This is a genomic window from Hymenobacter daecheongensis DSM 21074, assembly GCF_900141805.1.
GTDB lineage: Bacteria > Bacteroidota > Bacteroidia > Cytophagales > Hymenobacteraceae > Hymenobacter > Hymenobacter daecheongensis.
The window spans coordinates 25,878-49,015 of sequence record NZ_FQYN01000012.1 but is presented as its reverse complement, the minus strand read 5'-3'; the positions used below and the strand labels follow the sequence as shown (position 1 = coordinate 49,015).

The 23,138-nt window shown below is 64.7% G+C and carries 25 protein-coding genes; 16 read left to right on the top strand and 9 right to left on the bottom strand.

From position 1 onward, the window contains the following. Positions 1-31: 31 nt before the first annotated feature. Positions 32-1,036, bottom strand: a complete 1,005-nt coding sequence (locus BUB62_RS18085; protein ID WP_073112608.1) for a zinc-binding dehydrogenase — start codon at positions 1,034-1,036, stop codon at positions 32-34. Between the two features lie 80 nt (positions 1,037-1,116). Further along, a complete protein-coding gene (locus tag BUB62_RS18080; protein WP_073112606.1) occupies positions 1,117-1,524 on the bottom strand; it encodes a thiol-disulfide oxidoreductase DCC family protein in 408 nt (135 codons plus the stop codon). Between the two features lie 216 nt (positions 1,525-1,740). Here BUB62_RS18080 and BUB62_RS18075 point away from each other — a divergent pair, with 216 nt between their 5' ends. Continuing rightward, the gene (locus BUB62_RS18075; RefSeq protein ID WP_084539195.1) at positions 1,741-2,757 is read left to right on the top strand and encodes an MBL fold metallo-hydrolase; all 1,017 of its coding nucleotides are present in this window, start codon (positions 1,741-1,743) and stop codon (positions 2,755-2,757) included. 20 nt (positions 2,758-2,777) lie between these two features. Here the strand turns inward: BUB62_RS18075 and BUB62_RS18070 are convergent, their stop codons facing one another. Further along, positions 2,778-3,476: a Dph6-related ATP pyrophosphatase gene (locus BUB62_RS18070; protein ID WP_073112602.1), complete on the bottom strand. Its 699-nt coding sequence runs from the start codon at positions 3,474-3,476 to the stop codon at positions 2,778-2,780. 107 nt (positions 3,477-3,583) lie between these two features. Between BUB62_RS18070 and BUB62_RS18065 the strand changes: the two genes are divergently transcribed. Continuing rightward, positions 3,584-3,952, top strand: a complete 369-nt coding sequence (locus BUB62_RS18065; protein WP_143164272.1) for a hypothetical protein — start codon at positions 3,584-3,586, stop codon at positions 3,950-3,952. A 70-nt stretch (positions 3,953-4,022) separates the two neighbouring features. On the opposite strand, the gene BUB62_RS19235 is transcribed toward BUB62_RS18065, so the two are convergent. The 3 genes from BUB62_RS19235 to BUB62_RS18050 all read right to left on the bottom strand — a co-directional run bounded on the left by BUB62_RS19235 (position 4,023) and on the right by BUB62_RS18050 (position 7,379). Next, positions 4,023-4,580 carry a hypothetical protein gene (locus BUB62_RS19235; RefSeq protein ID WP_073112598.1) on the bottom strand — a complete coding sequence of 186 codons (558 nt, stop codon included), beginning with the start codon at positions 4,578-4,580 and terminating at the stop codon, positions 4,023-4,025. A gap of 305 nt (positions 4,581-4,885) precedes the next feature. Then, positions 4,886-5,428, bottom strand: coding sequence for a DUF4126 family protein (locus BUB62_RS18055; protein ID WP_073112596.1), 543 nt, complete (start codon positions 5,426-5,428; stop codon positions 4,886-4,888). Between the two features lie 91 nt (positions 5,429-5,519). Then, entirely contained in the window at positions 5,520-7,379 is a 1,860-nt protein-coding gene (locus BUB62_RS18050) for a DUF885 domain-containing protein (RefSeq protein WP_073112594.1), read from the bottom strand. 318 nt (positions 7,380-7,697) lie between these two features. Between BUB62_RS18050 and BUB62_RS18045 the strand changes: the two genes are divergently transcribed. The 6 genes from BUB62_RS18045 to BUB62_RS18020 all read left to right on the top strand — a co-directional run bounded on the left by BUB62_RS18045 (position 7,698) and on the right by BUB62_RS18020 (position 10,768). Further along, a complete protein-coding gene (locus BUB62_RS18045) occupies positions 7,698-7,898 on the top strand; it encodes a type II toxin-antitoxin system HicA family toxin (RefSeq protein WP_073112592.1) in 201 nt (66 codons plus the stop codon). Between the two features lie 111 nt (positions 7,899-8,009). Next, a complete protein-coding gene (locus BUB62_RS18040; protein ID WP_073112590.1) occupies positions 8,010-8,390 on the top strand; it encodes a helix-turn-helix domain-containing protein in 381 nt (126 codons plus the stop codon). A 232-nt stretch (positions 8,391-8,622) separates the two neighbouring features. After that, on the top strand, positions 8,623-9,246 hold the full coding sequence (locus BUB62_RS18035) for a Holliday junction resolvase-like protein (RefSeq protein WP_200799949.1): 624 nt from the start codon (positions 8,623-8,625) through the stop codon (positions 9,244-9,246). A gap of 25 nt (positions 9,247-9,271) precedes the next feature. Then, positions 9,272-9,394, top strand: a complete 123-nt coding sequence (locus BUB62_RS19705) for a hypothetical protein (RefSeq protein WP_084539192.1) — start codon at positions 9,272-9,274, stop codon at positions 9,392-9,394. A 266-nt stretch (positions 9,395-9,660) separates the two neighbouring features. Continuing rightward, on the top strand, positions 9,661-10,377 hold the full coding sequence (locus BUB62_RS18025; protein WP_073112588.1) for a 3-ketoacyl-ACP reductase: 717 nt from the start codon (positions 9,661-9,663) through the stop codon (positions 10,375-10,377). Positions 10,378-10,519: 142 nt separating this feature from the next. After that, complete coding sequence (locus BUB62_RS18020) at positions 10,520-10,768, top strand: antitoxin VbhA family protein (RefSeq protein WP_143164271.1); 249 nt, start codon at positions 10,520-10,522, stop codon at positions 10,766-10,768. An 82-nt stretch (positions 10,769-10,850) separates the two neighbouring features. On the opposite strand, the gene BUB62_RS18015 is transcribed toward BUB62_RS18020, so the two are convergent. Both BUB62_RS18015 and BUB62_RS18010 read right to left on the bottom strand, forming a co-directional pair. After that, positions 10,851-11,666, bottom strand: a complete 816-nt coding sequence (locus BUB62_RS18015) for a universal stress protein (protein ID WP_073112585.1) — start codon at positions 11,664-11,666, stop codon at positions 10,851-10,853. 107 nt (positions 11,667-11,773) lie between these two features. Beyond that, entirely contained in the window at positions 11,774-12,028 is a 255-nt protein-coding gene (locus BUB62_RS18010; RefSeq protein ID WP_234988815.1) for a VOC family protein, read from the bottom strand. A gap of 330 nt (positions 12,029-12,358) precedes the next feature. Between BUB62_RS18010 and BUB62_RS18005 the strand changes: the two genes are divergently transcribed. Continuing rightward, positions 12,359-13,804, top strand: a complete 1,446-nt coding sequence (locus BUB62_RS18005) for an MBL fold metallo-hydrolase RNA specificity domain-containing protein (RefSeq protein WP_234988814.1) — start codon at positions 12,359-12,361, stop codon at positions 13,802-13,804. A gap of 52 nt (positions 13,805-13,856) precedes the next feature. Next, positions 13,857-14,744 (top strand): DUF6544 family protein, encoded by an 888-nt coding sequence (locus tag BUB62_RS18000; RefSeq protein WP_084539191.1) that lies wholly within the window; start codon positions 13,857-13,859, stop codon positions 14,742-14,744. Here the strand turns inward: BUB62_RS18000 and BUB62_RS17995 are convergent. Then, positions 14,698-15,438, bottom strand: coding sequence for an LOG family protein (locus tag BUB62_RS17995; protein ID WP_073112581.1), 741 nt, complete (start codon positions 15,436-15,438; stop codon positions 14,698-14,700). The two genes, BUB62_RS18000 and BUB62_RS17995, sit on opposite strands and share 47 nt — an antisense overlap. Positions 15,439-15,635: 197 nt before the next feature. Here BUB62_RS17995 and BUB62_RS17990 point away from each other — a divergent pair, with 197 nt between their 5' ends. The 6 genes from BUB62_RS17990 to BUB62_RS17965 all read left to right on the top strand — a co-directional run bounded on the left by BUB62_RS17990 (position 15,636) and on the right by BUB62_RS17965 (position 23,003). Then, positions 15,636-17,147 carry a L,D-transpeptidase scaffold domain-containing protein gene (locus tag BUB62_RS17990; protein ID WP_073112579.1) on the top strand — a complete coding sequence of 504 codons (1,512 nt, stop codon included), beginning with the start codon at positions 15,636-15,638 and terminating at the stop codon, positions 17,145-17,147. A 480-nt stretch (positions 17,148-17,627) separates the two neighbouring features. Continuing rightward, the gene (locus BUB62_RS19390; protein WP_073112577.1) at positions 17,628-17,867 is read left to right on the top strand and encodes a hypothetical protein; all 240 of its coding nucleotides are present in this window, start codon (positions 17,628-17,630) and stop codon (positions 17,865-17,867) included. A 127-nt stretch (positions 17,868-17,994) separates the two neighbouring features. Then, entirely contained in the window at positions 17,995-18,858 is an 864-nt protein-coding gene (locus BUB62_RS17980; RefSeq protein WP_073112575.1) for a universal stress protein, read from the top strand. Positions 18,859-18,912: 54 nt separating this feature from the next. Further along, a complete protein-coding gene (locus BUB62_RS19700; RefSeq protein ID WP_073112573.1) occupies positions 18,913-19,758 on the top strand; it encodes a universal stress protein in 846 nt (281 codons plus the stop codon). 62 nt (positions 19,759-19,820) lie between these two features. Then, positions 19,821-20,702 carry a universal stress protein gene (locus BUB62_RS17970; RefSeq protein ID WP_073112571.1) on the top strand — a complete coding sequence of 294 codons (882 nt, stop codon included), beginning with the start codon at positions 19,821-19,823 and terminating at the stop codon, positions 20,700-20,702. A gap of 870 nt (positions 20,703-21,572) precedes the next feature. After that, positions 21,573-23,003, top strand: a complete 1,431-nt coding sequence (locus BUB62_RS17965; RefSeq protein ID WP_073112569.1) for a BON domain-containing protein — start codon at positions 21,573-21,575, stop codon at positions 23,001-23,003. Positions 23,004-23,138 lie beyond the last annotated feature (135 nt).

Genomic DNA, 23,138 nt, shown 5'->3' with positions numbered 1-23,138 from the left:
GTTTTTTTTCAATAGAATATTTACGCTAAAGTCACTCCGGAATCCGGAGCACTATTTTGCCGAACTGATGGCCTTCATCCATCCGGCGCATGGCCTGCTCGCCCTCGGCCAGCCCAAACACCTGATCTACCATTGGCACCAGCTTATGCTCGGCCACGAAGCGCACCATAGCAGCAAAATCGTCGTCGGTGCCCATCGTGGAGCCCAGGATGGAGAGCTGCTTCCAAAAGATTTTGGCCGGCGGCAGTTGCGAAATAGCGCCCAGCGTGCCGCCGTAGAACATGATGCGCCCGCCCGGCGCGGCGGCATCCAGCAGCGCCCCGAAGCCCGGCCCGGCCGCACTGTCCACTAGCACGTCGAAGGCCCCGCCGGCCTGCCGCACGAGGTCGGCGGGCCAGTTTTCGTCCTTGTAGCTAACGCCGCCTCTGGCTCCCAGCGCCACGGCCCGCGTTATTTTTTCGGGCGAGCCGGAGGTTACCCACACTTCAGCCCCCGCGGCCACAGCCATTTGCAGGGCCAGAATGGCCACGCCGCCGCCCACGCCGGTAATCAAGACCCGCTCGCCGGCCCGCAGCCCGGCCCGCGTGAACACGGCCCGGTAGGCCGTGAGCCCGCCCAGCGGCAGGGCCGCGGCCTGCTCGAACCCAAGGTGCGTTGGCAGAGCGTGCACTTTTTCGGCCGGCACGGCCACGTACTCAGCGAAGGTGCCCTGATGGGGCAGGCCCAGAATGGTGAAGCTTTTGGCCTGCGCGTGGGGGTTGTCGCCCCAGTTCTGGCCGGGGTTGATGAGCACGGCCTGGCCCAACAGGTCGGCGGCCACGCCCTCGCCGAGGGCTGCTACCACGCCGGCCCCATCGGAACCCAGGATGCAGGGGAATTTCAGCCCGGCGTACTGGCCCTTCTGAATCCAGACGTCGCGGTGATTGAGGGCGGCGGCGCGGAGCCGCACCAGCACCTCGCCGGGGCCGGGTGCGGGAGTGGGCACTTCGGTGAGAACCAGGGGCTGGTTGATGCCATTGAGCTGGAGAGCCTGCATAAGTCGAAGAATTAAGGAGGGAAGAAAAGCAGCCACCGGCCGCGGCGGGCGAAGATAGCCCGCCGCGGCCAACGTCGCCGCTACAAAAACCGCCCGGCCAGGGCCGGCGTGGGCAGCATACAGGCCTGCTGCCGGCCAAACCAGCGGTAGCGGTGCCGGGCCACGAAGCGGTAGAGCGCATCGCGCCAGCGCCGGGGCAGCAGCCCGCCTACCGCCGCCAGCCCCCGCCACCCGCCACCCAGGCCACGGGCAATGCGCAGCACGGCGGTGGAGTGCGTGTATATCTGGCCGTCTTCTACCAGCAGCACCGTTTCCGGCTCAGCCGGGGCCACTAGGCCGTTGGCGGTCAGTAGCGCCTGTCCACCTGCCGACTGCAGCGCCGCAAACCGGAAGCGGCCGGCGGCATCGTGGCGGATGATGAACTGCACGAAGCCATTGCAGAGGTTGCAGACACCGTCGAAGAGGATGGTAGCGGGAGCAGCGGGCATGAGGCGGGGTGAGTGCGGGGAGAGGCTAACGAACTAAAAGAACGTCATCTGAGCTTGTCGAAGCATGACGTGCTTTCTTCAGTCGGCACCCTTGCTGCGCACTTTAACAAAAAACCAGGCGAAAAGTACGGCCGGAGCGTAGTCATCCTACCGCGCCGAATTGCGTAAGCAGGCTCTGTATAACGCTCATTCATTCAACCCTGATACCCGTCTGCCATGTCTGAACACGCGAATCGTGCTACCACCCCTACCCTGCAGGCCGTTGCGCCGGGCGTGTGGGGGCTGCGCAATGTTTTTGTCAACCTGTATTTCGTGCGCGACACATCGTCGCCGCTGGAGCCCTGGGTGCTCGTTGATGCCGGCCTATACGGCTCGGCCGAAAAGATCAAGCACCACGCCGAGGCCATTTTCGGGGCCAACAACCCGCCCGCGGCCATCGTGCTTACCCACGGCCATTTCGACCACATCGGGGCGCTGAAAACGCTGGCGGAAGAGTGGAACGTGCCCGTGTATGCCCATCCGTTGGAGATGCCCTACCTCACGGGCCGCTCGTCGTATCCGCCGCCGGACCCCACGGTGGGCGGGGGTATGATGGCGGCCATGTCGTTTCTCTACCCCAAAAAGCCCATCGACCTGGGCTCCCGCGTGAAGCCGCTGCCCGTGAACGGCACCCTGCCGTTTCTGACCGAATGGCGCTGGATTCATACGCCCGGTCACACGCCCGGCCACGTCGCGTTCTTCCGCGACTCCGACCGGGTACTGCTGGCGGGCGATGCTTTCGTGACGGTGCAGCAGGAATCGGGGCTGGCGGTGTGGGAGCAGCGCCAGGAGGTGCACGGCCCGCCCGCCTACTTCACCCCCGACTGGCAGCAGGCCCGCGAATCGGTGCAGCGGCTGGCGGCGCTGGAGCCCCAGATTGCGGCCACCGGCCACGGCATTCCGATGCACGGCCAGGAGCTGCGGCGGCAGCTGCACGCGCTGGCCACCAACTTTGAGCAGCAGGCCGTGCCGGCCCACGGCCGCTACGTGGGCCACCCGGCCGTAGCCGACGAGTCGGGCGTGGTGTCGGTGCCGCCGGCCCCGGCCGATGCGTTTCCCAAGTGGGTAGCCGGGGCGGCGCTGGTGGGCGGGCTGGGCTACTTGTTGCTGCGCAAGCGCAAAAACGGCGCGGCCCCGCATCGGCCTTATGCCAACCGCTACGCGAGCCGGCACCGCGACGAATACGAGTTTTAGCGGATTTCCGCATTACTGCTTCAGCCCGCTGGCAGCAGGTCGCAGAACCAAAAGGCGGCCTCGCCCCCGCCGCCGGGGGCTGGGTAGGTGCGGCGCACGATTTCGCCTTTGGTAAAGAGAATGGGCGTGGAGAAATACGGCGCGTCGAACACGAAGCTGTGGTACTCCCCGTTTTCGCCGCAGGGGTCCACGCCGGGAGGCAGGTCGCGCAGAAAATCTTCGTCGAGCAGGCGGCCGCAGAAGCTTTGGTCGAGGTGCCGCGCATTCACGCACACGATGATGGCGCGAAAGCCCAGACTGAGGTATTCGCGCAGAATATCGGCACCGGGGCGCTGCCAGAGCGGAAACTGGGCCTGCATGCCGAGGCGGGCCAGCTGCTGCTCGCGGTAAGTGCGCAGGTCTTCGAGAAAGATGTCGCCGAACATGGCGTGCCGGATTCCCTGGGCCACCAGCGGGCCGAGGGCGGCCTGCATGAGTTGCTCGTACGCGGCCATATCGGGAGTTTCGGGCAGGGCCAGCTGGGTGAGGGGCAGACCGATGCGCCGGGCCTGCGCCTCCAGCAGCGCCACGCGCACGCCGTGCATCGATACGCGCTGGTAGTGGGCATTCACGCTGGTAAGCAGGTGCGCGGCCTGGTAGCGGGCATCGTGCAGGAGGTGGTACAGGGCCAGGGCCGAGTCTTTGCCCCCGCTCCAATTGATAAGAACCGGAATTGCCATGCGGCAAAGCTAGCGGTTTGGGCCGGCGTGGGTTAGCCACGGCCCGGCCATCCCGCGTATACCGCACTTCAAACCGACATAGCATCGCCCAACCAACCCAACCCCAAATGAAACTATCCCAACGAGTGCTGCTGGCCGGGGCGCTGGCCGCTTCCGCCACCTTCGCCGCCTGCGACCGAAGCCGCACCCCCGGCACCGACCAGCAAACCAACAACGACTTCTCCGATGCTCCGCCGGCCCGCAAGATGGAAACCGACATGGATAGCGTGAACACCGCGCAAAACGTGAATCCGCCCGCCGGCACCGGCTCCGCCGCCGATCAGCAGCAGGCCACCGACCAGGGCACGGCTACCCCGCCGGCCGGCCTCAACGAGTCGACGCCAGTGAAAGGGGCGGCCGGCGGCCCGCCACCGCCCGGCGCGGCCTCCTACAACAACACCAAGAGCGGCACCAACTCCGGCACCACCCAGAAGTAAGGCCGAATCAGCCGCCCAAAAAAGAGGCCCGCAACGCACGTTGCGGGCCTCTTTTTGATTGATTCGGGCCTTACGCCGGCTCCGGCGGGGGCAGCAGCTCTTCCAACAGCTCCACTTCGCGGACCAGGCCCGCGAGGCGGGCTTCCAGCAGGCGCTGGGGGCCGGCTCCGCACAGGTCGCGAAGCTCGTCCACGGCCTCGCCCTCGAACAGGGCCAGCCAGCCGGCTTCGCGGGCGGGGTTCTCTACCGGGCCGGCGTAGGCCCGCAGGGCGGGCAGGGCCGCCAGCCGCAAATTATGCTGGGCGGCGCGGGCCTGCATCCGCTCCAGGCGGCGGGTTAGCTGGTACATCTCGTGGCGGGCTACCCGCACGCGCCAGGCCAGCGGGTCGGTGGTGATGGGTGGAGGCGGCAGCGGCGGCGGGGCCGGGTGGGGCGCGTCGGGGGTGGCGGGGTCGTACACTTTGCCCTGGCCGGCCAGCAGCAGGCGCAGATTATTCACCCAGTTGGCCCCCGGCAGCCCGCGGCTGCCGTTGCCTTCGCCCATCGCCAGCGTGCCGCGGGCAATGCCTAGCCACGAGGCCAGGCGCTCCTGGGTTAATCCGAACTGGTCGCGGAGGTAATTGGGCATAGCGGGTGGGTGTGACAAAAAATAAGGAAGATGCACATCGTGTCACAAGCCAGCGTGTGACAACAATCGGTAATGTACAGAATTGTGTCACACACTGGCTTGTGACAACAACAGGCAGTCAGCATTATTTTGTCACACCCAATCGGCCTACCGCAGAGCCAGTCCGTGAAGATTCTGAACGATGAAGCGACGCGACTTTCCACGTCTCGGCATTCGCGACCCTCGGGAGTCGTTCAACGCCAAGACGCGGAAAGTCGCGTCGCTTCATTGTTCGGGCAGTTTAAAAATCAGCCTGACCGGCCGGCTCAGCCCCAAAACCCGCGCTGCCCGTAGCGGGGCCAGGCGTAGCGGCCAAACCGCGGCCGGGCCTCTTTGGGCGCTTTAGCCACGGCCAGGCTGCTGCCCAGCGTGGCGGCATCTTCGGCCAGAGCCCAAGCCGTGTCGGGCACCTGGGTTTGCTTGCCCAGGCTTTTGCGCAGGTGGAAGCTGGCGAAAGTGGCGGCCACGGCGGCCACGCTGCCTAGCGCGGCCCCCACGGCTACCTGCCGGTTTTTGCCCGCTTTATACATCGTGGCCCCAATCAGGGCCCCGGAAAGGGCACGGCCCAGCAGAGCGGTTGGGTTGGTGCGGTTGGGCATACCGGGGATTTTGTCGGCCACCATTTCGCCGCCGGCCAGCAGCTTGAGGCCCGTAGCGGCCGCTTTCGACTGCAGAAACCGCAGCGGCGAGGCGGCCAGATTGGCGGAGTTGTGCTTGGCCAGCGAGCTGCTCAGCGTGGCCAGCGGGGTCATGCTGCGCAGGCCGGCCAGGGCACCCGCGCCCAGGGTTTTCCAAAGAAGATTTGCCATAAGAAGAAAGGGATGGGTAGAAGAATGAGTTTCTGGCCTAAACGCAGGAGCCGGCCCGGCGTTGGGACGAAATTCGGGCCCAAGCGCCGACCTACTTCTCCCCGGCGGCCCAGTCGTCCATCTTGCGCTCCAGCACGGCCAGCGGCATCACGCCATCCCGCAGCAGCTCATCATGAAAGGCGTTGAGGTGGAAATGATTGCCGTTCTGGTGCGGGTACTTCTCGCGGAGCTTACCCGCCGCGCCCGGCCCGAGCTGCTGCTCGTATTTGCGACGCAGCTCCCCGATTTTCAGCGACCCGATCTTATACGACAGCGCCTGCCCCGGAATGGCCATGTAGCGCTCAATCTCGGCCGTCGCGCCCTGCTCGCCGATGGCTTCGTTGGCCATCATGTAGTCGATGGCCTGCTCGCGGGTCAGGTTCTGGGTGTGCATGCCCACATCTACCACCAGCCGGATGGCGCGGTGAATTTCGTCGCCCAGCGCGCCCATGTACTGGTAGGGGTCGGTGTAGAGGCCCAGCTCTTTGCCCAGGCTTTCGGTGTACATCGCCCAGCCCTCGCCCATGGCTCCGTACCAGGCAAAGCGGCGGAATTTGGGCAGGCTTTCATTTTCCTGCTGCAGCGAAACCTGGTAGTGGTGCCCCGGAATGGCCTCGTGCAGAAACAGCGACTCCATGCCGGAAGTGGTGTTGAAGGTGGTGGCATCCAGAATGGGCACGTAGAAGATGCCAGGCCGGGAGCCGTCGGGGGTGCCGGGATTATACTCGGCCGAAGCCGAGGCGGCGCGGAAGGCCTCGGTCTGCCGGACTTCAAACCCGGTTTTGGGCGTGCGCCCAAACATTTTTTTCAGGTTGGGCGTGATGCGCGCCTGGATGCCGCGAAAAGCGCTCAGCACCTGCTCCGGCGACTTGTAGGGCATAAACCGGCGGTCGGTTTTCATGTACTCGAAGAAGGCTTTCAGGTCGCCTTTGAAGCCCGTCTGGGCTTTCACCCGCTCCATCTCCGTGCGAATGCGCGCCACTTCGCTCCGGCCGGTCCGGTAGATTTCCTCCGGGGTCTTGTCGGTGGTGGTCCAGTATTTCACCAGAAACCGATATTGCTCCGGGCCGGCCGGCAGGGCGCTGATGCCGGTGGTGGCGCGGGCTTTGGGCAGGTATTCCTGCTCCAGGAAATCGGCCAGCTTCCGGTAGGCCGGCACCAGCTCCTGCCCGATGGCCTGCTGGTAGGCCGTGGTCAGGCGCGGCCGGTCGGCGGCGGCCAGGTCTTTGGGGAAAGTGCTGATGGGGCCGTAGAACAGACTTTTGGCGGGGTCCGTGACCACCAGCGCCCGCATTTGCGGAATCATTTTCTGCACCAGGGCCCGGGGCAGCACCACGCTGGCCCGCATCCCCGCCCGGAAGTTGCTGATGGCCGAATCGGCCCACACCGGGAAACCGTGGACGCGGCCCAGCCAGTTGTCGTAGTCTTTGGCGGTTTTGAACGGCTGACTGCCGGTGCCGGCCCCGAACTGGCCCAGCGAGATGGGCAGGCCGCCAAACTGGCTGAAGGGAATCATCCAGTGGGCGGGATAGTCGCTGCCCACCAGAATGCCCTGCTGCAGGCCGTCGAGCCGCGTTTGCAGATCATACTGGAAGATATCGTAGCTGGTGCGGTCGTTGGCCGACAGCTTTTCGCGCTCGAAGCGGCCGAGCTGGGTGAGGTAGCGCTGGTAGAAGGCGGCCAGGCTTTGGCGAAAGGCGCGGGTCTGGTCGTTGGGCAGCTGGTCGTTGTAGCGGTTGTCGCCCTGGGCGGTGGCGGCCAGCGGAAACAGCTTGGCTTGCTCTTCCCAATACGTATCGAACAGCGCGGGCAGCTCTTTCGCGTCGGCGGTGTTGGCGGTGGTGGTTTTCTGCTGGTTGCAGCCGGCCAGCAAAGCGGCGGCCAGCAGGCCGGTGAGGGCAAGGTTTTTCATGCGGAAAGAAGGCGTGTGGTTCGGAGGCGGAATGTAGGAAGTTCGGGGCATTTGGGCGGTATTGCGGGCCACCTGAACTTTGTACCGGCACCTACATCGAGTACTTTGGGCGTAGCAAACCGTATTCCCGATACCAGTAGCTTTAGTTGGAATAATCAATTCTACAGCAACCTCATCGGCCGCAAACCCATCGAGCCGTTATTGACAACGGATAAACGACATTTACGCTTCTCCTCTCTACCTTAAAACCATGTTTTTCCCCCTCCTCCTGAGCGCGCGCGCCGACGCTACCGGCCAACTGATTGCTTGCATTCAGCTATGAAAAGCTCGGAACTCTACCGCAGGCTGACCAGAGACGGCTGGTACAAGATTGCCCAGACGGGCAGCCACATCAAGCTGGCGCACGCCACCAAGAAAGCTCTCACCCGAAGCGGCTACCTGGAATTTCCGCTCCACGGCAGCGCGGAGGTCGGCAAAGGGCTGGCGGCGGTGCTGCTGAAACAGGCGGGCCTCAAGTAGCGCCGCTGCTAAAGCATGATGCCCCGCTGGGCGGCTGCGATATTGGTAGTGAATTAACTACCTTTGAGAATAGAACCAGATGCCCAATCTACTCAAGTAGCAAGCCAGACGATGAAAAAATATGAGATGATAGTAGAGCGCACCGCCACGGGCTACAGCGCCTACAACGAAGGCGAAGGCGCTTACACAGTGGGAACCAACTTCGAGGAGTTGAAGGCCAACATGGTAGAAGTGCTGAACCTAGCCCTGAGCGACACGGGCCGCACTATCAGCATCGAAGACGTGAAAATCACCTATGACTTGAAATCGTTTTTCGACGCCTACAAAGTCATCAACGCCGCCGCGCTGGCTAAGCGTCTGGGCATGACCCAAAGCCTGCTCAGCCAGTATGTTTCCGGCAACAAGAAGCCCAGCCCCACCCAGACGCGGCGGATTCTGGAAGGTGTGCGGGCCGTAGGCCGCGAGCTGGCAGAAATGGACTTTGCTTTTTGAGCGCCGAATAGCATCGCCAGGCTACCCCGCGCCGCTGCTTGCGGCTTCTGCCTCCACGTTCCGGCTGGCACGGTGGTGCGCTTCGAGCGTGTGGGCGGAAGCATGTGCGGCTGGTGGCCCTAGCTGTCGAGCGTATCGCGTACGGCGGCAATACATTGATGAGAATCTGAATGATGTTGGAAAGAAGCAGATAGCTTTGGAGAAGTTGAACCAACAAAAACAAACTTAACTCATGGAGACAAGCACAATTCTGGCATTCATTATTGCAATAATATTTTTTATTCTTTATTATTTCAGAGGACAAGAGATAAAAGTCATAAAGAACAGAGAAGTCTTACTAATGAAAGAATCAGAGACTTTGCAATTTGAAAGAGAGACCTTTTTCAGAAAAGAAATAGAAGATATTCAGTCAAAACTTAATGACACCTATAAAAATATACCTATTCTGGCAAATCAGCAATTTGACGAATTCAAAAATAATGAGATTGAAAGTTTGAGAGCAGTCTTATCTGCAGCCGCTGCTAAGACTGCTCTTGCTGACTTGGAAGCATGGAAAACCAAATATGAGATGTTTTATCGGCAAGATGCAATTAATCGAAGCCAGTCAGTAATTTTAGGCAAAGTCACCGAACATCTAATTCCTTTTCATCAAAACTTCCCCTTTAATCCTAAAGAAGCTAGGTTTATAGGAAGTCCAATTGATATGATTGTGTTCGAAGGAATAGAAAACGAAGACGTTGTTGATATTTATATTCTCGAAATAAAAACTGGTAAATCATCTTTAAGCAAGCGGCAAAGATTAATCAGGGATGCGGTTGAAAATGACAGAGTTAGTTGGCGAGAACTAAATGTATGATTTGTTCTAAACACTAACTTGAAAGTTGGAAAATCAACATACTTGCCATATCCCTTGCATCTCCCGCCGCACGTATGCCGACATGCACGGCCCCACCACCGGCAACTGGGTGCGCCTCGGCAATACCGGCCTGCTAATTGAAATCTAACGCAGCTACCGCTTATATGGCTTGAGTTGCAAATCGGGCGGCGGTAGGGTGTTACACGACAGAATATACTAGAATCAAAACTTAGAGGGGGGCTAGCCAACCAATTCCCTGGTCGTCGGTTGTAGCCTTTCGTAGTCCGGCCGCGTAGTATCTGCCCATCCTTGCAGCCGTTCTCCGGTTGGAATATGGCCCCCGGCGCGGGGTAACTCGCTCCGCTCATCGCGGAACGGATTTCCGCGCTACTTTTTCATCCTTACTCCTCCCCCATGGAATCACTCACCGGAAAAATTGCCCTCGTCACGGGCGCGGGCAAAGGCATTGGCCGCGCCGTCGCTATTGCCCTGGCCCACGAAGGCGTACACGTAGGCCTGCTGGCCCGCACCGAAAGCCAGCTGCAGTCGGTAGCGAAGGAAATTGAGGCGCTGGGCGGCAAAACCGCCGTAGCCGCCGCCGACGTGGCCGACCGCGCCGCCGTAGAGGCCGCCATAAAGCAGATAATCAGCCAGCTCGGCCCCATCGATATTCTTATCAACAACGCCGGCATCGGCACCTTCGCCAAGCTGGTGGATATGCCGCCCGCCGAGTGGGAGCATATCGTGCAGGTGAACCTGATGGGCACCTACTACGCCACCCGCGCCGTGCTGCCCGACATGATTGCCCGCGAAACCGGCGACATCATCAACATTGCCTCTACCGCCGGCCTGCGCGGAGCAGCCACCACCAGCGCCTACAGCGCCTCCAAGTTCGCCATCATGGGCCTCACCGAGTCGTTGATGCAGGAGGTGCGCAAGCACAACATCCGCGTGTCGGCCCTCACGCCCAGCACCGTGGCTACCGAACTGGCCATCAGCAACAACCTCACCGACGGCAACCCGGCCAAGGTGATGCAGCCCGAAGATCTGGCCGAGTTCATCATTGCCCAGCTCCGGCTCAACCGCCGCATCTTCATCAAAGAGGCCGGCATGTGGAGCACCAATCCCTAGCAGCTTTTTCTCGGCGCTGAAAAAGGGTTTCTGCTGACTGTCAGCGGGCTTTGGGCTGGTGAGGCTGCCGCCACGGAGGTAGGAGTGTGTAGCCTTTTTGAGTGGTGGTCCGTATAAAATCCCGTATCACCCAACTCAACCAATGAAAACGCCATTCAACCCTTTGCCAGCGGGTTTGAGCGAAGCCGAGACAGCGGCCCGACTCAAGCGGCAGCGGTGCGCCGAATGGGGCGTGGCCGTGGCAGCGCTGGGCGGCACTCCTCCCAGCCCCGAAATAATTTCTGAGCTGCAACGCTACATCGACGGCGAGATTACGCTGGCCGAATTTGCCTTAGCCGACGAATTCCCCGCCTATCAGGCCGTCGTGACCAGGGAGCGGCTGGTGGCCTAGCCCCGCTTCTCCCGCATATTTTCAGCAGAAAGCCCCGCCGGAACATTCCGGCGGGGCTTTCTTTTTGGACGCGAAAACGGGGCTATTCGGCCGGCAGCACCAGCACGGGCAGGCGGCTATTCAGCAGCACCTGCGCCGTGACGCTGTGGTGAAAAAGACTGCCGAGGAAGCTGCGGCGGCGGGCAATGAGCACCACCAGATCGAAATCGGCGGCGCGGGCAGCCTGCAGGATGGCGTCGGCGGGGCTGGTGCCGGCCACGGTGCGGGTGTGCACGGCGGGCAAATCAATCAGCAGGCCCGTATCGTGCACCGCGCTCAGGGCCGCCGGGTCGATTTCGGCCGCCGCGGCCGCGGCTACGTGCAGCACGGTCAGCTCGCAACCCAGGGAAGTGAGCAGGTGGCGGGCCATGCCGGTGTGCTCGCCCAGCGTGAACGGCTCACCATCGACGGCCAGCAGCACGCGCCGGGGCGGGGCGGTGGTGCTCACGGTGTGCGGCACCACCAGCATGGGATAGGGCGCGGTGCGCAGAATGTCGAGCGACGTGGTTTCAACCAGCTCGTCGGGCGTGCCCGAATAGTCGGGGCGGCCCAGCACGATGAGGGCCGGCTGGTGGCGGCTCACGGCATCGGCCAGGGCTTCCAGCACCTGCCCGTGCCCCACCTCGGCCACCACCGGCACCGACAGGTTGGAGGCCACCCGGTTGAGAGCCAGCCCAATGGCTTCCTGATTGAGGTTCGACAGCTCGCCAGTAAAGGTATCCGGGTCGAGGAGCGAGTCGCGGCGCACGTGTAGCAGTACCAGGCGGGCGCTAAGCGGGCCAGCCAGATTGGTGGCGTAGTCGAGGGCGCGGTTGGCGGCCTGGAAAAAATCGGTGAGGATGAGCAGGGAGACGGCCATGAGCGGGAAGGGTATCGGATGGGAAAACAGAGTGTGTGGACAGCTAGCGTATCAAATCAGGAGTAGCGAGTAAGTGCGCAGCAGTTGGCAATGCAACTTGCTCTCCTTTACGAATTAAACTCGCCTATGTGCCACAGAATACCGGAGGGGTCGAAGATAAAACCCTCCTTGCCCCAGGCTTCCTGCCGGATAGGCATAATTCGTACGCCTTTGTATTTACCGGGTAGGTCCAGCGCCGTTAGCTCAGCCCAATACTGCTCTACATCCGCTACTTCCAGAAACAGCATAGTGTTATCAACCCAGTCCTGCACGTAGGCATGCTGCAGATAAAAGCCCACGCCTTGCCGAGAGAAATATGACATAACGGGTGAGAGAATCATTTCGCTGAAGCCGAAAGCGCGGTAGAAGTTACGCGAAACGGTGAAGTCTCTGGCTCCAATAAAGGGACGGAGAGAAATGACTTGGGAGGGCATAGTGTGAGGAGATGAAGAATACTGCGGAAGGGGGCCAGTATTGCGGGGCAAAATGGGGACTCTTTGCCAATTAGGCGTCCAGGCAAGGGCGAATCTGATGTTCGTGCTATTCTACTGTCCACAAAGCCTAGACGGGCAAAGAACCAGCGGCGGAACAACCGCTAATATGCAAAATATTAGCGCCGGCGCATGATTTCGGTCATAGTTCGGAGGCGGTAATTGCCGGAACCTTGGGGCAAAATCACCTTCATTGCCAACGACATGGATGTCAGCCTCCAGTTTCTCGGTGCGGCCCATTGCGTCACGGGGTCCAAGTACCTGCTCACGCTCGATACCCCGCCCGCGCGGCAGCAGGTGCTCGTCGACTGCGGCCTGTTTCAGGGGCTGAAGGAGCTGCGCCTGCGCAACCGCGAGGCGCTGCCGCTGGAGCCCGCGCAGCTGGCGGCCGTCATTCTCACTCACGCCCACATCGACCACAGCGGCTACCTGCCCCGGCTGGTGAAAGATGGGTTCCGGGGCCGCATCTTCTGCACCGAACCCACCGCCGACCTGCTCAGCATCATGCTGCTCGACTCGGCTAAGCTGCAAGAGGAAGAGGCGGCTTTTGCCAACAAAAAAGGCTTTTCCAGGCACCACCCCGCCCTGCCGCTCTATACCCAGGCCGACGTGCAGCAGGTGCTGCCGCTGGTAGAAAGCGTGGCCTACGACGCGCCCCTGGCCTTCCTCGACGGCCAACTCACGCTCACCTTCCGCGAGGCCGGCCACATTCTGGGCTCGGCCGTGGCCGAGGTGAGCGTGCAGGGCGCTACCCAGCGCAAGCAGCTCGCATTTTCAGGCGACCTGGGCCGCTACGACAACCCCGTGATGCACGACCCGGCTGCCATTGCCCAGGCCGATGTGCTGCTGGTCGAATCCACTTACGGCGACCGGGACACGCGCATCTCAGACCCCGAGGCGGAGCTGGCCCGCGTGGTGCACGCAGCCCTGGACCCTCCCGGCGGCGTGCTGCTGATTGCGGCCTTTGCCGTGGGCCGCACCCAAACGCTGCTCTACTACCTGAAAAAGCTGCGCGCCGAGGGCCGCGTGCCGCCGGTGCCGGTGTACGTGGATAGTCCGATGGGCATCCGGGTGTCGGATCTGTATCCGCGCCACCCAGCCGCGCACCGGCTGGGCCACGGCAATGTGTTCGACTTCGCGGGCCTGCGCTTCATCACGGAGGCCGCCGAATCGAAGCAGCTGAACGACAAGACGGGGCCGGCCATCATCATCTCGTCGAGCGGCATGTGCACGGGCGGGCGCATTGTGCACCACCTGTTTCACCGCCTGCCCCGCCCCCAGGATACGCTGCTGCTCATCGGCTACCAGGCCGAGGGCACCCGCGGCCGCAGCCTGCAGGAAGGCGCCACTGCCATCAAAATGTTCGGCGAGATGGTGCCCGTGCGCTGCCACGTGGCCCAGCTAGACGGCTTTTCGGCCCACGCCGACCGCCAGGAGCTGCTGCACTGGCTGGGCAACTTCCGGCAGCCGCCCAAGCGCACGTTTATCGTGCACGGCGAGCCCGCCGCCGCCGAGGCCCTGGCCCACACGCTGCGCCAGGACCGCGGTTGGCCCAATGTGACCGTACCCGACTATCTGGAGAAACAGCTGCTGTTTGAGGGTATCTGAAAAGCCGATTTCACTGATCCGTTCCCGTAGCCTGCTCCTTACTACTATGCGTATGAACCGCAAAAACACGCTGCTGCTGGCCGCCACGGCCCTGACGATGCCCGTGCTGACGCTAGCGCTGGGCCGCGCCTTGGCCGCCTACCGGCTGCGCCGGGATGTGACCCGGCTTTTTGCCCGCGTGCCGCCCACTGCCGGCCAGGTGTTTCGGGCGGCGGAGCTGGCCGGGCTGCCCGCGCCGGTGCAGCGCTACTTCCGCCACGTGTTGCCCGAGGGCCAGCCCTACCTGCGTGGGCTGCGCCTGCGCCATACGGGGCAGTTCAAAACCGATTTGAAGAACGACTGGATAGCCATTGAGGGCCAGCAGTACATCACCGCCGACCCGCCAGGCTTCATCTGGCAGGGCATCACGCGCTGGTTCACGGCCCGCGACGAGTATGTGGCTGGCCGCGGCCGGCTGGCGGTGCGCCTGCTCGGGGCCGTGCCCATTGCCGGCGGCACTGGCCCCGCCTACAACCAAGGCGAGCTGCTGCGCTGGCTGATTGAAAGCACTTGGCTGCCCACCACCCTGCTACCCGGCAAAAACATAACCTGGACGGCCATCGACGACCAATCGGCCCGCCTCACGCTCAGCCATCAGGGCCAGGTGGTGTCGTGCCTGGTCCGGTTTAATGCGCAGAACGAAGTGACCGAATGCGAAGCCATGCGCCAGATGGACGAGGCCACGCAAGGGCTTTGGTTGTGCCGTTTCGAGCAGTACCGCCGCTGGCAGGGCGTGCTCATCCCCGGCGTGGGTGAGGCCAGCTACGTGGTGGAAGGCGTGCGGCAGCCGTACGCGCGCTTTCGGGTGCAAACTCTTGAATTTGAGCCGCTGCAGCCTTTTTGCGGGGGCGCGGCTACTCGCCCAGCCACCAGCGCCGCCGCGGGGGCGGCACCAGCTTAAACTTCACCACGGCATGCCGCTCGATGTAGGCCAAAGCTTCTTCCACCGAGTCGGTGTAGGTGAGCAGGCGCAGATCGGCGGGCGCTACCATGCCCTGCTCCTCCATGCGGGCCAGCAGCGTTAGCAGCGGCTGCCAGTAGTCGCGCCCCACTATCACCACCGGAAAGTCGAGAATCTTTTTGGTCTGGATCAGGGTGAGGGCCTCAAACAGCTCGTCGAGCGTGCCCAGGCCGCCGGGCATTATTACGAAGGCGTAGGAGTACTTCACCAGCAACACTTTACGCACAAAGAAATACCGGCAGGCCAGCCAGCGGTCCAGATACGGGTTGGGCTGCTGCTCTTGGGGCAGCACGATGTTGCAGCCCACCGAGGGGCCACCCGCGTCGCGGGCTCCGCGGTTGGCGGCCTCCATGATGCCCGGCCCGCCGCCGGTGAGTACCGTGAAGCCCTGCCGGCTCAGGCCCGCGCCCAGCTGCCGGGCCAGGGTGTAATACAGCGAGCCGTCGGCCACCCGCGCCGACCCGAACACCGACACGCACGGCCCCACAAAATGCAGCACCCGAAAGCCGTGCGTGAACTCGCGCAGCATCGTCCAGAGAAAGCGCAGCTCGCTGCGGCGGCTGCGGGGGCCGGCCAGAAAGCGGCGCTCGGCGCGGGCACCGGGTACGGCGGCAGACGAGGCGTTGGGGGACATGGGGCAGGGACCAGGCGGTGGAGAAAGTCTAAGGTGGGCAGAATTCTGCTCTTCGGGCCGCTCCGCACCTATTTCGTAACTTATAGCAGTTTCACTGGCTCCGGGCTGGCGGCTGTTTTTCACCAGAAATCCGCGCCGGGCCGGCCGGCCGAAACAGTAGCGGGGAAAGTCGGAAAAACAGTTTCAAATTCAGCATCATGGCCATCTTTGTGCCTTTGCTCGCCGCCATGCGCCCGTTTGTTGGGGGTGTGGGGCTGCTGCTGGCGGTGCAGTGGTGCAGCTCCGCGCCGCCGCCAAGTCTGCTAACGGCTCCCAAACCAGTCCGGGCGCTGCCGCCGACTACGGCCCCGGCCGTGCCCGTGGCCCCGCTGATTCGGGCGCTGCTCGATACGGCTGCCGGCCCCGCCCGCGCCGCCGATGCCCGCCTGGGCCTGCGGGCCGGCTCCGATGTGCGCACTTTCTACGGTTCCACCTTCGCCCCCGCCTGGACCCAGCCCACCGACAGCCTCAACCCCGATGCCTCGGCCGCGCTGGGGCTGCTGGCCCGCGCCCCCGCCCACGGCCTGCGCCCCACCGACTACGGCTGGCCCCGCCTGCAGGCCCTGCGCGACTCGTTGCGGCAGCCGGCCGGGCCGGCGCTGGCGGAAGCCCGCGCCCGGCAGCAGGCGCGGCTGGAGGTATACCTTACGGATGCAGTGCTGCGCTTCATGCGCGACCTGAGCCGGGGCCGGCTGCGGCCCTACACGCTGTCGGGGCGGGAAAAGGCGGCGGGGCGGGCCTGGCAGCCGGCCCTGGGGCTGCGGGCGGCGCTGGGCCACGGCGCGGTGCCCGCCACCATGCTGGCCGGCCAGCCCCCCAACCGCGAGTACCGGGAGCTGCAGCGGGCCCTGGCGCAGTGGCTGACCCGGCCCGTGCCCCCCGATTCGGGGCGGCAGCACGAGGCCCGCTACCAGCAAGCGGCCCTGAACCTGGAGCGCTGGCGCTGGGATGCCATTGCCGACTCGGAATACCTGCTCATCAACATTCCGGCCTACGAGCTGCAGGTGGTGGCCCACGACTCGGTGCTGCACCGCCGCCCCGTGGTGGTAGGCAAGCCCAAAACGCCCACGCCCACACTCAGCAGCGCCATCGGCTACTTCACCCTGGCCCCCGACTGGCACGTGCCGCGCTCCATTGCCACCAAGGAGATATTGCCCCGCCTGAAGGTGAGCCCCGGCTACCTGGCCCGCAACAACTACACGCTCTACGACGAGCGGGGCCGGCTGCTGGACCCCTACCGCATCAATTGGCGGCGCGTGACGGCGCAGAATTTTCGCTACGTCATCCGGCAGTCGGCGGGCTGTGAGAATGCGCTGGGCAACATCGTGTTCCGGTTCGAGAATCCGTACTCGGTGTATCTGCACGATACGCCCACGCGCCAGCTGTTTGCGCAGCCCGAGCGGGCGCTGAGCCACGGCTGCATCCGGCTGGAGCAGCCCATGCAGCTGGCCGCCCTGCTGCTGCGCCGCGACGGTCAGCCTCTGCGCCTGCCCAGCGAGGAAGAGTGCGCCCGCCAGCCCCGCCCCCGCGACGTGCGCCTGCGCCGCCCCATCGCCCTGCACGTGCGCTATGCCACCTGCATCGGCGAAAACGGCCACCTGCGCTTCCTGCCCGACATCTATCAGCGCGACGAGGTGATTCGGCGGGGTCTGTTTGGGGCGAGGCGCTAAGGGGCGACCGGGGCCGGTGCAACGTGGGGCGAAGCCGGGAGTCTTTCAGTAGGAAAGCCGGAAAAAGTAGCGCAAAAGCAAGATTGACGTGCAGAAGCGTTATCTTTAAGAGAGTTTCCGGGCCGCGACCGGCCTTGTGCGCAGCCACCCTTGGGTCGGGTGGGTGCGGTTGATGGAATGTTGGTGGAAGGATGGGGTTGGAATGACAAAAATCAGCGGCGGCAACTGTCGTCAGCGCATTGGCCCCACCTAGCATCGACATTTGACTCCTGCTGCTGGCTCCCGCGGAGCCGTCCACTTTTTACCCCCCACCTCCGTCATGGTAACTCCCACGCTGCTGTTTTCGGTGCTGCTGGTAGCCGCGCTGGCTATGTTGGGTTGGCAGCTCGGTGCCCCGCGCCGCCACGCTACCACCTGAGCGCCCCGCGCTCCACTTCCCCCTTCCAAACAACAGGTGGCCCCGCACCGCCGCTACCGCCTATGAAAACTATGCTGAACCCCGCCGGGCGCGGGCAGCTCCGCGCCGAAAGCCGGGCCCCGACCACGGCGACTCTCACCATCAGCCCCTCCACGCTCCAGGTAGCGCAGGAGGCCGATGCCACGATGTCGATGGACGTGTGGGGCTGCGACTACCCTGAGCTGGCCGCCGAAGCCCAGGAAGCGGCTTCCGACGAAAACCTGCCGCCCACGCCGCTGCCGCTGGCCCTGCTGCTGCAGTAAAGCCCCATTCTGGTGCCGCTACTTCCGGCCGAAGATCAGGCGGGGTAGCCCGGAAAGCTCCCCGAACGTCATGCCTCATCTGTCAGCCCGCGAGACGCTTCGTTTCTCCACTCCTTTTTTGCCTGCTATGAATCCGACCTTTGTTGTGCTGGCCAATCTGACGGATACCGCCGAGCAGGCCGCGCGGTACGCGGCCGTGCTGGGCGAGCCGCTGCACGCCCGCGTGGCCCTGCTGCACCTCTACCACGACCCGCTGCTGGACCCCGAGCTGGCCACCGTGACCACCGCCCAGGCCTACCGCACCCAGGCCGAAGTGGCCGCCGGGCTGGCCGATATGGCCGGGCGGCTGCCGGCTCCGGCCGAGGTAACGGTATCGGTGCAGGCCATGCCCGCGGCAGTAGAAGAGGCCGTGCAGCGCCACCAGCCGCTGCTGCTGGCTATGGGCCTGAGCACCGAGCACGACCTGCTCGACCACCTGCTGCACAACCAGGCCCTACCCGTGCTGCGGGCCACCCACCGGCCGCTGCTGCTGGTGCCCGAGGCCGCGCCGCCGGCCCGCGTGCCGCGCCGCGTAGTGCTGGCCATCGATGCTGAGCGCTTCACGCTGAATGCCGCGGCCCGGGCCCTGGCTCCGCTGCTGCGGGCCTGGCCGGCCGCCTATACGGTGGTGCACGTAGCGGCTGCGCATGAGCGGCAGGCGTTTCCGGGCCAGCGGGCGCTGGGGCAGGTGCACCTGAGCGGCCTGCTGCCCGTCGCCACCCCGCTGGAGCTGTACGAGGAAAGCCACCTGAGTCCGGCCACCGGCGTGCTGCAGGCCCTGGACGACGTGCAGGCCGATCTGGTGGTGCTGATAGCGCGGCCGCGCAGCTTTCTGGGGCGGCTGTTTCATCAGAGCGTCACGGCGCAGGTGCTGCGCCACAGCCGCGTGCCGGTGCTGCTGCTGCCGGCCGAGGCCCCCACGCTGCCCGGCTGGATGCCCGGCCTGAGCTGAGCCTGAATTCTGAAAAGCGGCCGGTCATTCTCTCATCTTTTTGCCTGCTTCGCCATGAAACCCTGCTTTGTTGTTCTGACGGATTTTTCGCCTGCTGCCGAGCGGGCCCGGGCCTACGCCGCCGCGCTGGCCGCCCCGCTGGGGGCCGAGCTGCATCTGATTCATGTGTTTTTGCCCATGCCCACCACCACCGAATACGGCACCGTATTGCCCATTCTGGATACGAGCTACGTGCCAGACACGCGCCGCTCGCTGGAAATGGTGGCCGCGGCGCTGCCCGTGCCCGCCACCGCCGAGCTGCTCGAAACCAGCTGGACCGATGCCGTGGAGCAGGCCCTCGACAAGTACCACCCGCTGGTGCTGGTGGCGGGCCTCACGGCTACCAACGGGCTGCTGGACGAATGGCTGAGCAACCGCGCCCTGCCCCTAGCCCACCAGACGGGCTACCCGCTGCTGCTGGTGCCCGAACACCTGCCCGATGCCGCCCTGCGCCCGCCCCACCGCCTGGCCCTGGCCGTGGAGGACCAAGACTTTCGGCTGGCTCCCGGAGCCCGGGCCGCCGCTCCGATGCTGGATGCGCTGGGCACCGAAATCGTGACCCTATGCGTGCTGACACCCGAGCAGCGCACGGGCGGCTGGGACGGCTTGTGTGCGGCCCAGCGCTGCGGCCTCGCCTCCACTATGGCCCATAGCGGCCTGCACAAAGTGGTGAGCGAGCTGCCGGCCTCCGGCATTCTGCAGGGCGTGCGCGAGCTGCAGGCCGATGTGCTGGCCCTGCTCGACCGGGGCCACGGCTGGGTGCATAAGCTTTTCAGCGGCAGCGTAACCGACCATGTGCTGCGCCACACGCGGGTGCCCGTGCTGCTGCTCTCGGCCCCGACGGAAGCAGTTGAAAGCTGACGCGCGGCCGCGGGCCGTGGGCGGCCGCCAGGTTTTTTCTGCCACCTAATTTCCGTTCTGCCATGTCTCTCACCCTGATTGCCTTTGCCGGTTTCTACTCCGCGGCCCGCCAGGCCGTGCGCTACGCCGATGCGCTGGCCCAGGCGCTGCGGGCTAATCTGGTGCTGCTGCACGTGAACCGCGCCTCTCTCTTCGACCCCTACGAGCTGGTGGGCGAAGCCTACCGCGAGGAGGAGCTGACCCGCCAGACCGACACGGCCGCCACGCTGTATGAGCAGGCCGCCGCGCTGCGCACGCCCGCCACCGTGGAGCTGGCCACCGACCTGCTGCCCGTGGTGGCCCAGGATCTGGCCGCCCGGTATCGGCCGGCGCTGTTTGTGCTGGGGCAGCCCCACCACGAGCACGCCGCCGCCGCCAGCGTGGCCCAGGCTTGCGCCGAGCTGCTGCGGGCTGGCCACTACCCGCTGCTGCTGGTGCCCGCCACGGCCACCGCCGCGCCGCCCCCGCGCCGCGTGCTCATTGCCGCCGACCGCGAAGCCTTCGCCCTGGCTCCCACCGCGCACCCGCTGCACCAGCTGCTTGCCGGCCTGGGGGCCACGGTAGTGGTGGCCCACGTATCGAGCGGGGTGCAGGACGATGCCGGGTGCGCCGCCGCCCTGCGGGCCGTGCAGGCCAGCGGCCTGCTGGCCGACCTGCCCACGCCCGAGCTGCGCGGCTACGAGCACGACGACTACGCCGATGGTCTGCTAGCGGCCGTGCAGGATACCGGGGCCGACCTGGTGCTGGTGATGGCGCGGGAGCGCAGCTACCTGGGCGAGCTGTTTCATCGGAGCGTGACGGCCCGGCTGCTGGCGCACTGCCCGGTGCCGGTGCTGGTGGTGCCCACCGCCGCCGAGGTGCCCCAGTCGGCCCCGGAAAGCCGCGCTACTGCCGCTGCCCGCTGATCTGATCCGCCTTTGGCGGGCAATTGTATTGAATGACAATGTCAGCCTTTATTTGCCGAAGGGCCTCTGTTGTTGCGTCAGCAAATCAATTAGCCCAAGTATCGGATTAGCCGCAGCGCGGCGGCAGGTTTGTAGAACATGGGCGGGGAGAAAACCCAAAGCCGCGTAGCGGTGACAGAACCGCCCGAACGACTCTGTTACCGCCACCCGGCTTTAAACTTGCTGCTTATGGGTTGCTACAAACCTGCCGCCGCGCTGCGGCTGTTCCACGATCTAAGTGAAACCAGGCGTGCGAGACGCCACTGAATGAATGCAGCTGCGCGAGCGGGTGCTGCGCCCGGACCCAGAGTGTGCGGCGCTTCGAAGCCATATTCACCCACGCCACCACCACTAGCACCTGCGGGCCTCGTCTCATGCCCCTCCGCAGGTGCGGGCTATGGCGGCCAGCCGCTCCCGGCAGGCCCGTCGCCCCTACCGCCGACGGGCACACAAGAGCGGTCATACCGTTCAGATTCAATGATATAAATCATGTTTCGACGTGACAGGAATCATCGGAACCGGCGGGCCTTTTTCGGTTCTTTGTCGTACCAGCCACCACCGTTCTGTAGCCACCATCCCCGCTCGGGCCGCCGTTTTGTCGCCGCCGACTGATGCCTGTCCTGCGGAAACCGGGCAGCATCTGCGTCCGGTCGGCTCCCTTCTCCTGCTGCACTATTTCTGCCGCACTATGCGCCCCCGGCGGGCCGGGCTTCGTGCGCCCGGCCGGCTTCCCTGGCTTCGTAGGCCGCCGCGGTTCTGCGCTGCCGGCCCGGCCGCTTCCGGCGGCTCCCGCCGCTGCTTCCTTCCCCTTCCTTTCCCCCTTCCTTTGCTATGGAAACCGCCGAAACTCTGACCGAAACCCTCCCCCAGCTCTCCGATGAGGCCATCACGACGGCCATTGAGCGGCTGTTTGCTCTAAAGCACGGCGTATCGGCCGCCTGGATTGATGTGGCCACCACCGAAGGCATTGTCACGCTCACCGGCTTCACCGATAACCTGCTCTCGCTCAGCCGCGCCGAGGAAATTGCCAAAGCCGTGCGCGGCGTGCGCGGGGTGGTGAACGAGCTGGAAATCCGCACGCCGGAAATTCCCGACGCGCAGCTGCTGCTCGATCTGGAAGAAGCCCTGGCCGCCGATGCGGCCACGCACGCCTACGCGCTGGTGTGCCACGTTCGCGAGGGTGAGGCGGAGCTGCGCGGCACCGTGCGCAACTGGGCCGAGCGGCAGCTGGCGTTGCGCGTGGCCAGCGGCGTGCGGGGCATCCGCCGCCTCACCGACCACCTGCTCTACGCCGCCCCGGCCACGCCCTGCCCCGATGCCGAGTTGACCACCCAGATCCGGGAGCTGCTGCGCTGGAACGTGCGCGTGCACGCCGGCCTGGTGCAGGTGGCGGCCCAGGACGGGCACGTGCAGCTGAGCGGCATAGTGGGCAGTGCCGCCGAGCGCAGCGAGGTGGTGGCCACGGCCTGGGCCGCGGGGGCCAGCCAGGTAGCGGCCCAGGAGCTGCGCGTGGAGCCGGGCGTGCCCTGGGAAGAGCTGCGGCAGGATAAATACGACTACCACCCCGATGCCGACATTGCCCAGGCCATCCGGGCCACCTTCAAATATGACTCGCGGGTGGTTTCCTTCGAGCCGCTGGTAGAAGTGCACAACGGCGTAGTGACGCTGCGCGGCATTGTGAGCAATCTGGCCGCCCGGCACGCCGCCGGGCAGGATGCCCGCAACGTGGTGGGCGTGGGGCTGGTGCATAATCTGCTGAAGGTGCGCCCCGTGGGCCTGCACGAAGACCCGTTCATTCAGACGCGGGTGCAGGGGGCGCTGTTTCGCGACCCGTACGTGGGCCGCTTCGGCGTGGCGGTGCAGGTACACGGCGGCGTGGTGAGCCTGAGCGGCAGCGTGCACACGCATTTTCAGCAGGCGCACGCTGGGCAGGTAGCGGCCGGGGTCAGCGGCGTGGTGCAGGTAGACAACCACCTGCAGGTGCCCACGGCGGCGGCGCTTTTCCGGGAGCCCACCGACGCGCCCCCTGCCGCTTCCGGCAGCCAGGATCAGGCTCTGGAGCAGGCCATTCGGCAGGAGCTGTACTGGAATGCCTTCCTGCACGGCCAGCACCTGCGCGTGACGGTGAAAAACGCCCAGGCCACGCTGCGCGGCACCGTGGACACGTGGCAGCAGGCCCAGATGGCCACGCACTGCGCTCTGACGGTGGGGGCCAGCACTATCGTCAATAAGCTGCGCACCAGGGCCGAAATGCCGCTGTAGGCGCGTTCGAGCAGCCTGGGGGCGAGAGTACCGTCTTTTCCTTTACACACGCTCGGCGCGGCCGCGTTTCCTGGGCCGCCTGATACTGCGCCGGGCAGGCCGCGCACTACCGGCACCCGTCCGGTGCCCCACTCC

What these genes read in the sequence shown, in the direction of transcription:
- BUB62_RS18000 (WP_084539191.1), top strand. Translation starts at nt 13,857, where the DNA reads ATGAACCGCAAAAACACGCTGCTGCTGGCCGCCACGGCCCTGACGATG.
- BUB62_RS18080 (WP_073112606.1), bottom strand. Translation starts at nt 1,524, where the DNA reads ATGCCCGCTGCTCCCGCTACCATCCTCTTCGACGGTGTCTGCAACCTC.
- BUB62_RS18015 (WP_073112585.1), bottom strand. Translation starts at nt 11,666, where the DNA reads ATGGCCGTCTCCCTGCTCATCCTCACCGATTTTTTCCAGGCCGCCAAC.
- BUB62_RS17970 (WP_073112571.1), top strand. Translation starts at nt 19,821, where the DNA reads ATGTCTCTCACCCTGATTGCCTTTGCCGGTTTCTACTCCGCGGCCCGC.
- BUB62_RS18025 (WP_073112588.1), top strand. Translation starts at nt 9,661, where the DNA reads ATGGAATCACTCACCGGAAAAATTGCCCTCGTCACGGGCGCGGGCAAA.
- BUB62_RS18075 (WP_084539195.1), top strand. Translation starts at nt 1,741, where the DNA reads ATGTCTGAACACGCGAATCGTGCTACCACCCCTACCCTGCAGGCCGTT.
- BUB62_RS18040 (WP_073112590.1), top strand. Translation starts at nt 8,010, where the DNA reads ATGAAAAAATATGAGATGATAGTAGAGCGCACCGCCACGGGCTACAGC.
- BUB62_RS18085 (WP_073112608.1), bottom strand. Translation starts at nt 1,036, where the DNA reads ATGCAGGCTCTCCAGCTCAATGGCATCAACCAGCCCCTGGTTCTCACC.
- BUB62_RS18035 (WP_200799949.1), top strand. Translation starts at nt 8,623, where the DNA reads ATGGAGACAAGCACAATTCTGGCATTCATTATTGCAATAATATTTTTT.
- BUB62_RS17980 (WP_073112575.1), top strand. Translation starts at nt 17,995, where the DNA reads ATGAATCCGACCTTTGTTGTGCTGGCCAATCTGACGGATACCGCCGAG.
- BUB62_RS19235 (WP_073112598.1), bottom strand. Translation starts at nt 4,580, where the DNA reads ATGCCCAATTACCTCCGCGACCAGTTCGGATTAACCCAGGAGCGCCTG.
- BUB62_RS19700 (WP_073112573.1), top strand. Translation starts at nt 18,913, where the DNA reads ATGAAACCCTGCTTTGTTGTTCTGACGGATTTTTCGCCTGCTGCCGAG.
- BUB62_RS17965 (WP_073112569.1), top strand. Translation starts at nt 21,573, where the DNA reads ATGGAAACCGCCGAAACTCTGACCGAAACCCTCCCCCAGCTCTCCGAT.
- BUB62_RS18050 (WP_073112594.1), bottom strand. Translation starts at nt 7,379, where the DNA reads ATGAAAAACCTTGCCCTCACCGGCCTGCTGGCCGCCGCTTTGCTGGCC.
- BUB62_RS18010 (WP_234988815.1), bottom strand. Translation starts at nt 12,028, where the DNA reads ATGTCATATTTCTCTCGGCAAGGCGTGGGCTTTTATCTGCAGCATGCC.
- BUB62_RS18020 (WP_143164271.1), top strand. Translation starts at nt 10,520, where the DNA reads ATGAAAACGCCATTCAACCCTTTGCCAGCGGGTTTGAGCGAAGCCGAG.
- BUB62_RS17995 (WP_073112581.1), bottom strand. Translation starts at nt 15,438, where the DNA reads ATGTCCCCCAACGCCTCGTCTGCCGCCGTACCCGGTGCCCGCGCCGAG.
- BUB62_RS17990 (WP_073112579.1), top strand. Translation starts at nt 15,636, where the DNA reads ATGGCCATCTTTGTGCCTTTGCTCGCCGCCATGCGCCCGTTTGTTGGG.
- BUB62_RS18055 (WP_073112596.1), bottom strand. Translation starts at nt 5,428, where the DNA reads ATGGCAAATCTTCTTTGGAAAACCCTGGGCGCGGGTGCCCTGGCCGGC.
- BUB62_RS18070 (WP_073112602.1), bottom strand. Translation starts at nt 3,476, where the DNA reads ATGGCAATTCCGGTTCTTATCAATTGGAGCGGGGGCAAAGACTCGGCC.
- BUB62_RS19390 (WP_073112577.1), top strand. Translation starts at nt 17,628, where the DNA reads ATGAAAACTATGCTGAACCCCGCCGGGCGCGGGCAGCTCCGCGCCGAA.
- BUB62_RS18065 (WP_143164272.1), top strand. Translation starts at nt 3,584, where the DNA reads ATGAAACTATCCCAACGAGTGCTGCTGGCCGGGGCGCTGGCCGCTTCC.
- BUB62_RS18045 (WP_073112592.1), top strand. Translation starts at nt 7,698, where the DNA reads ATGAAAAGCTCGGAACTCTACCGCAGGCTGACCAGAGACGGCTGGTAC.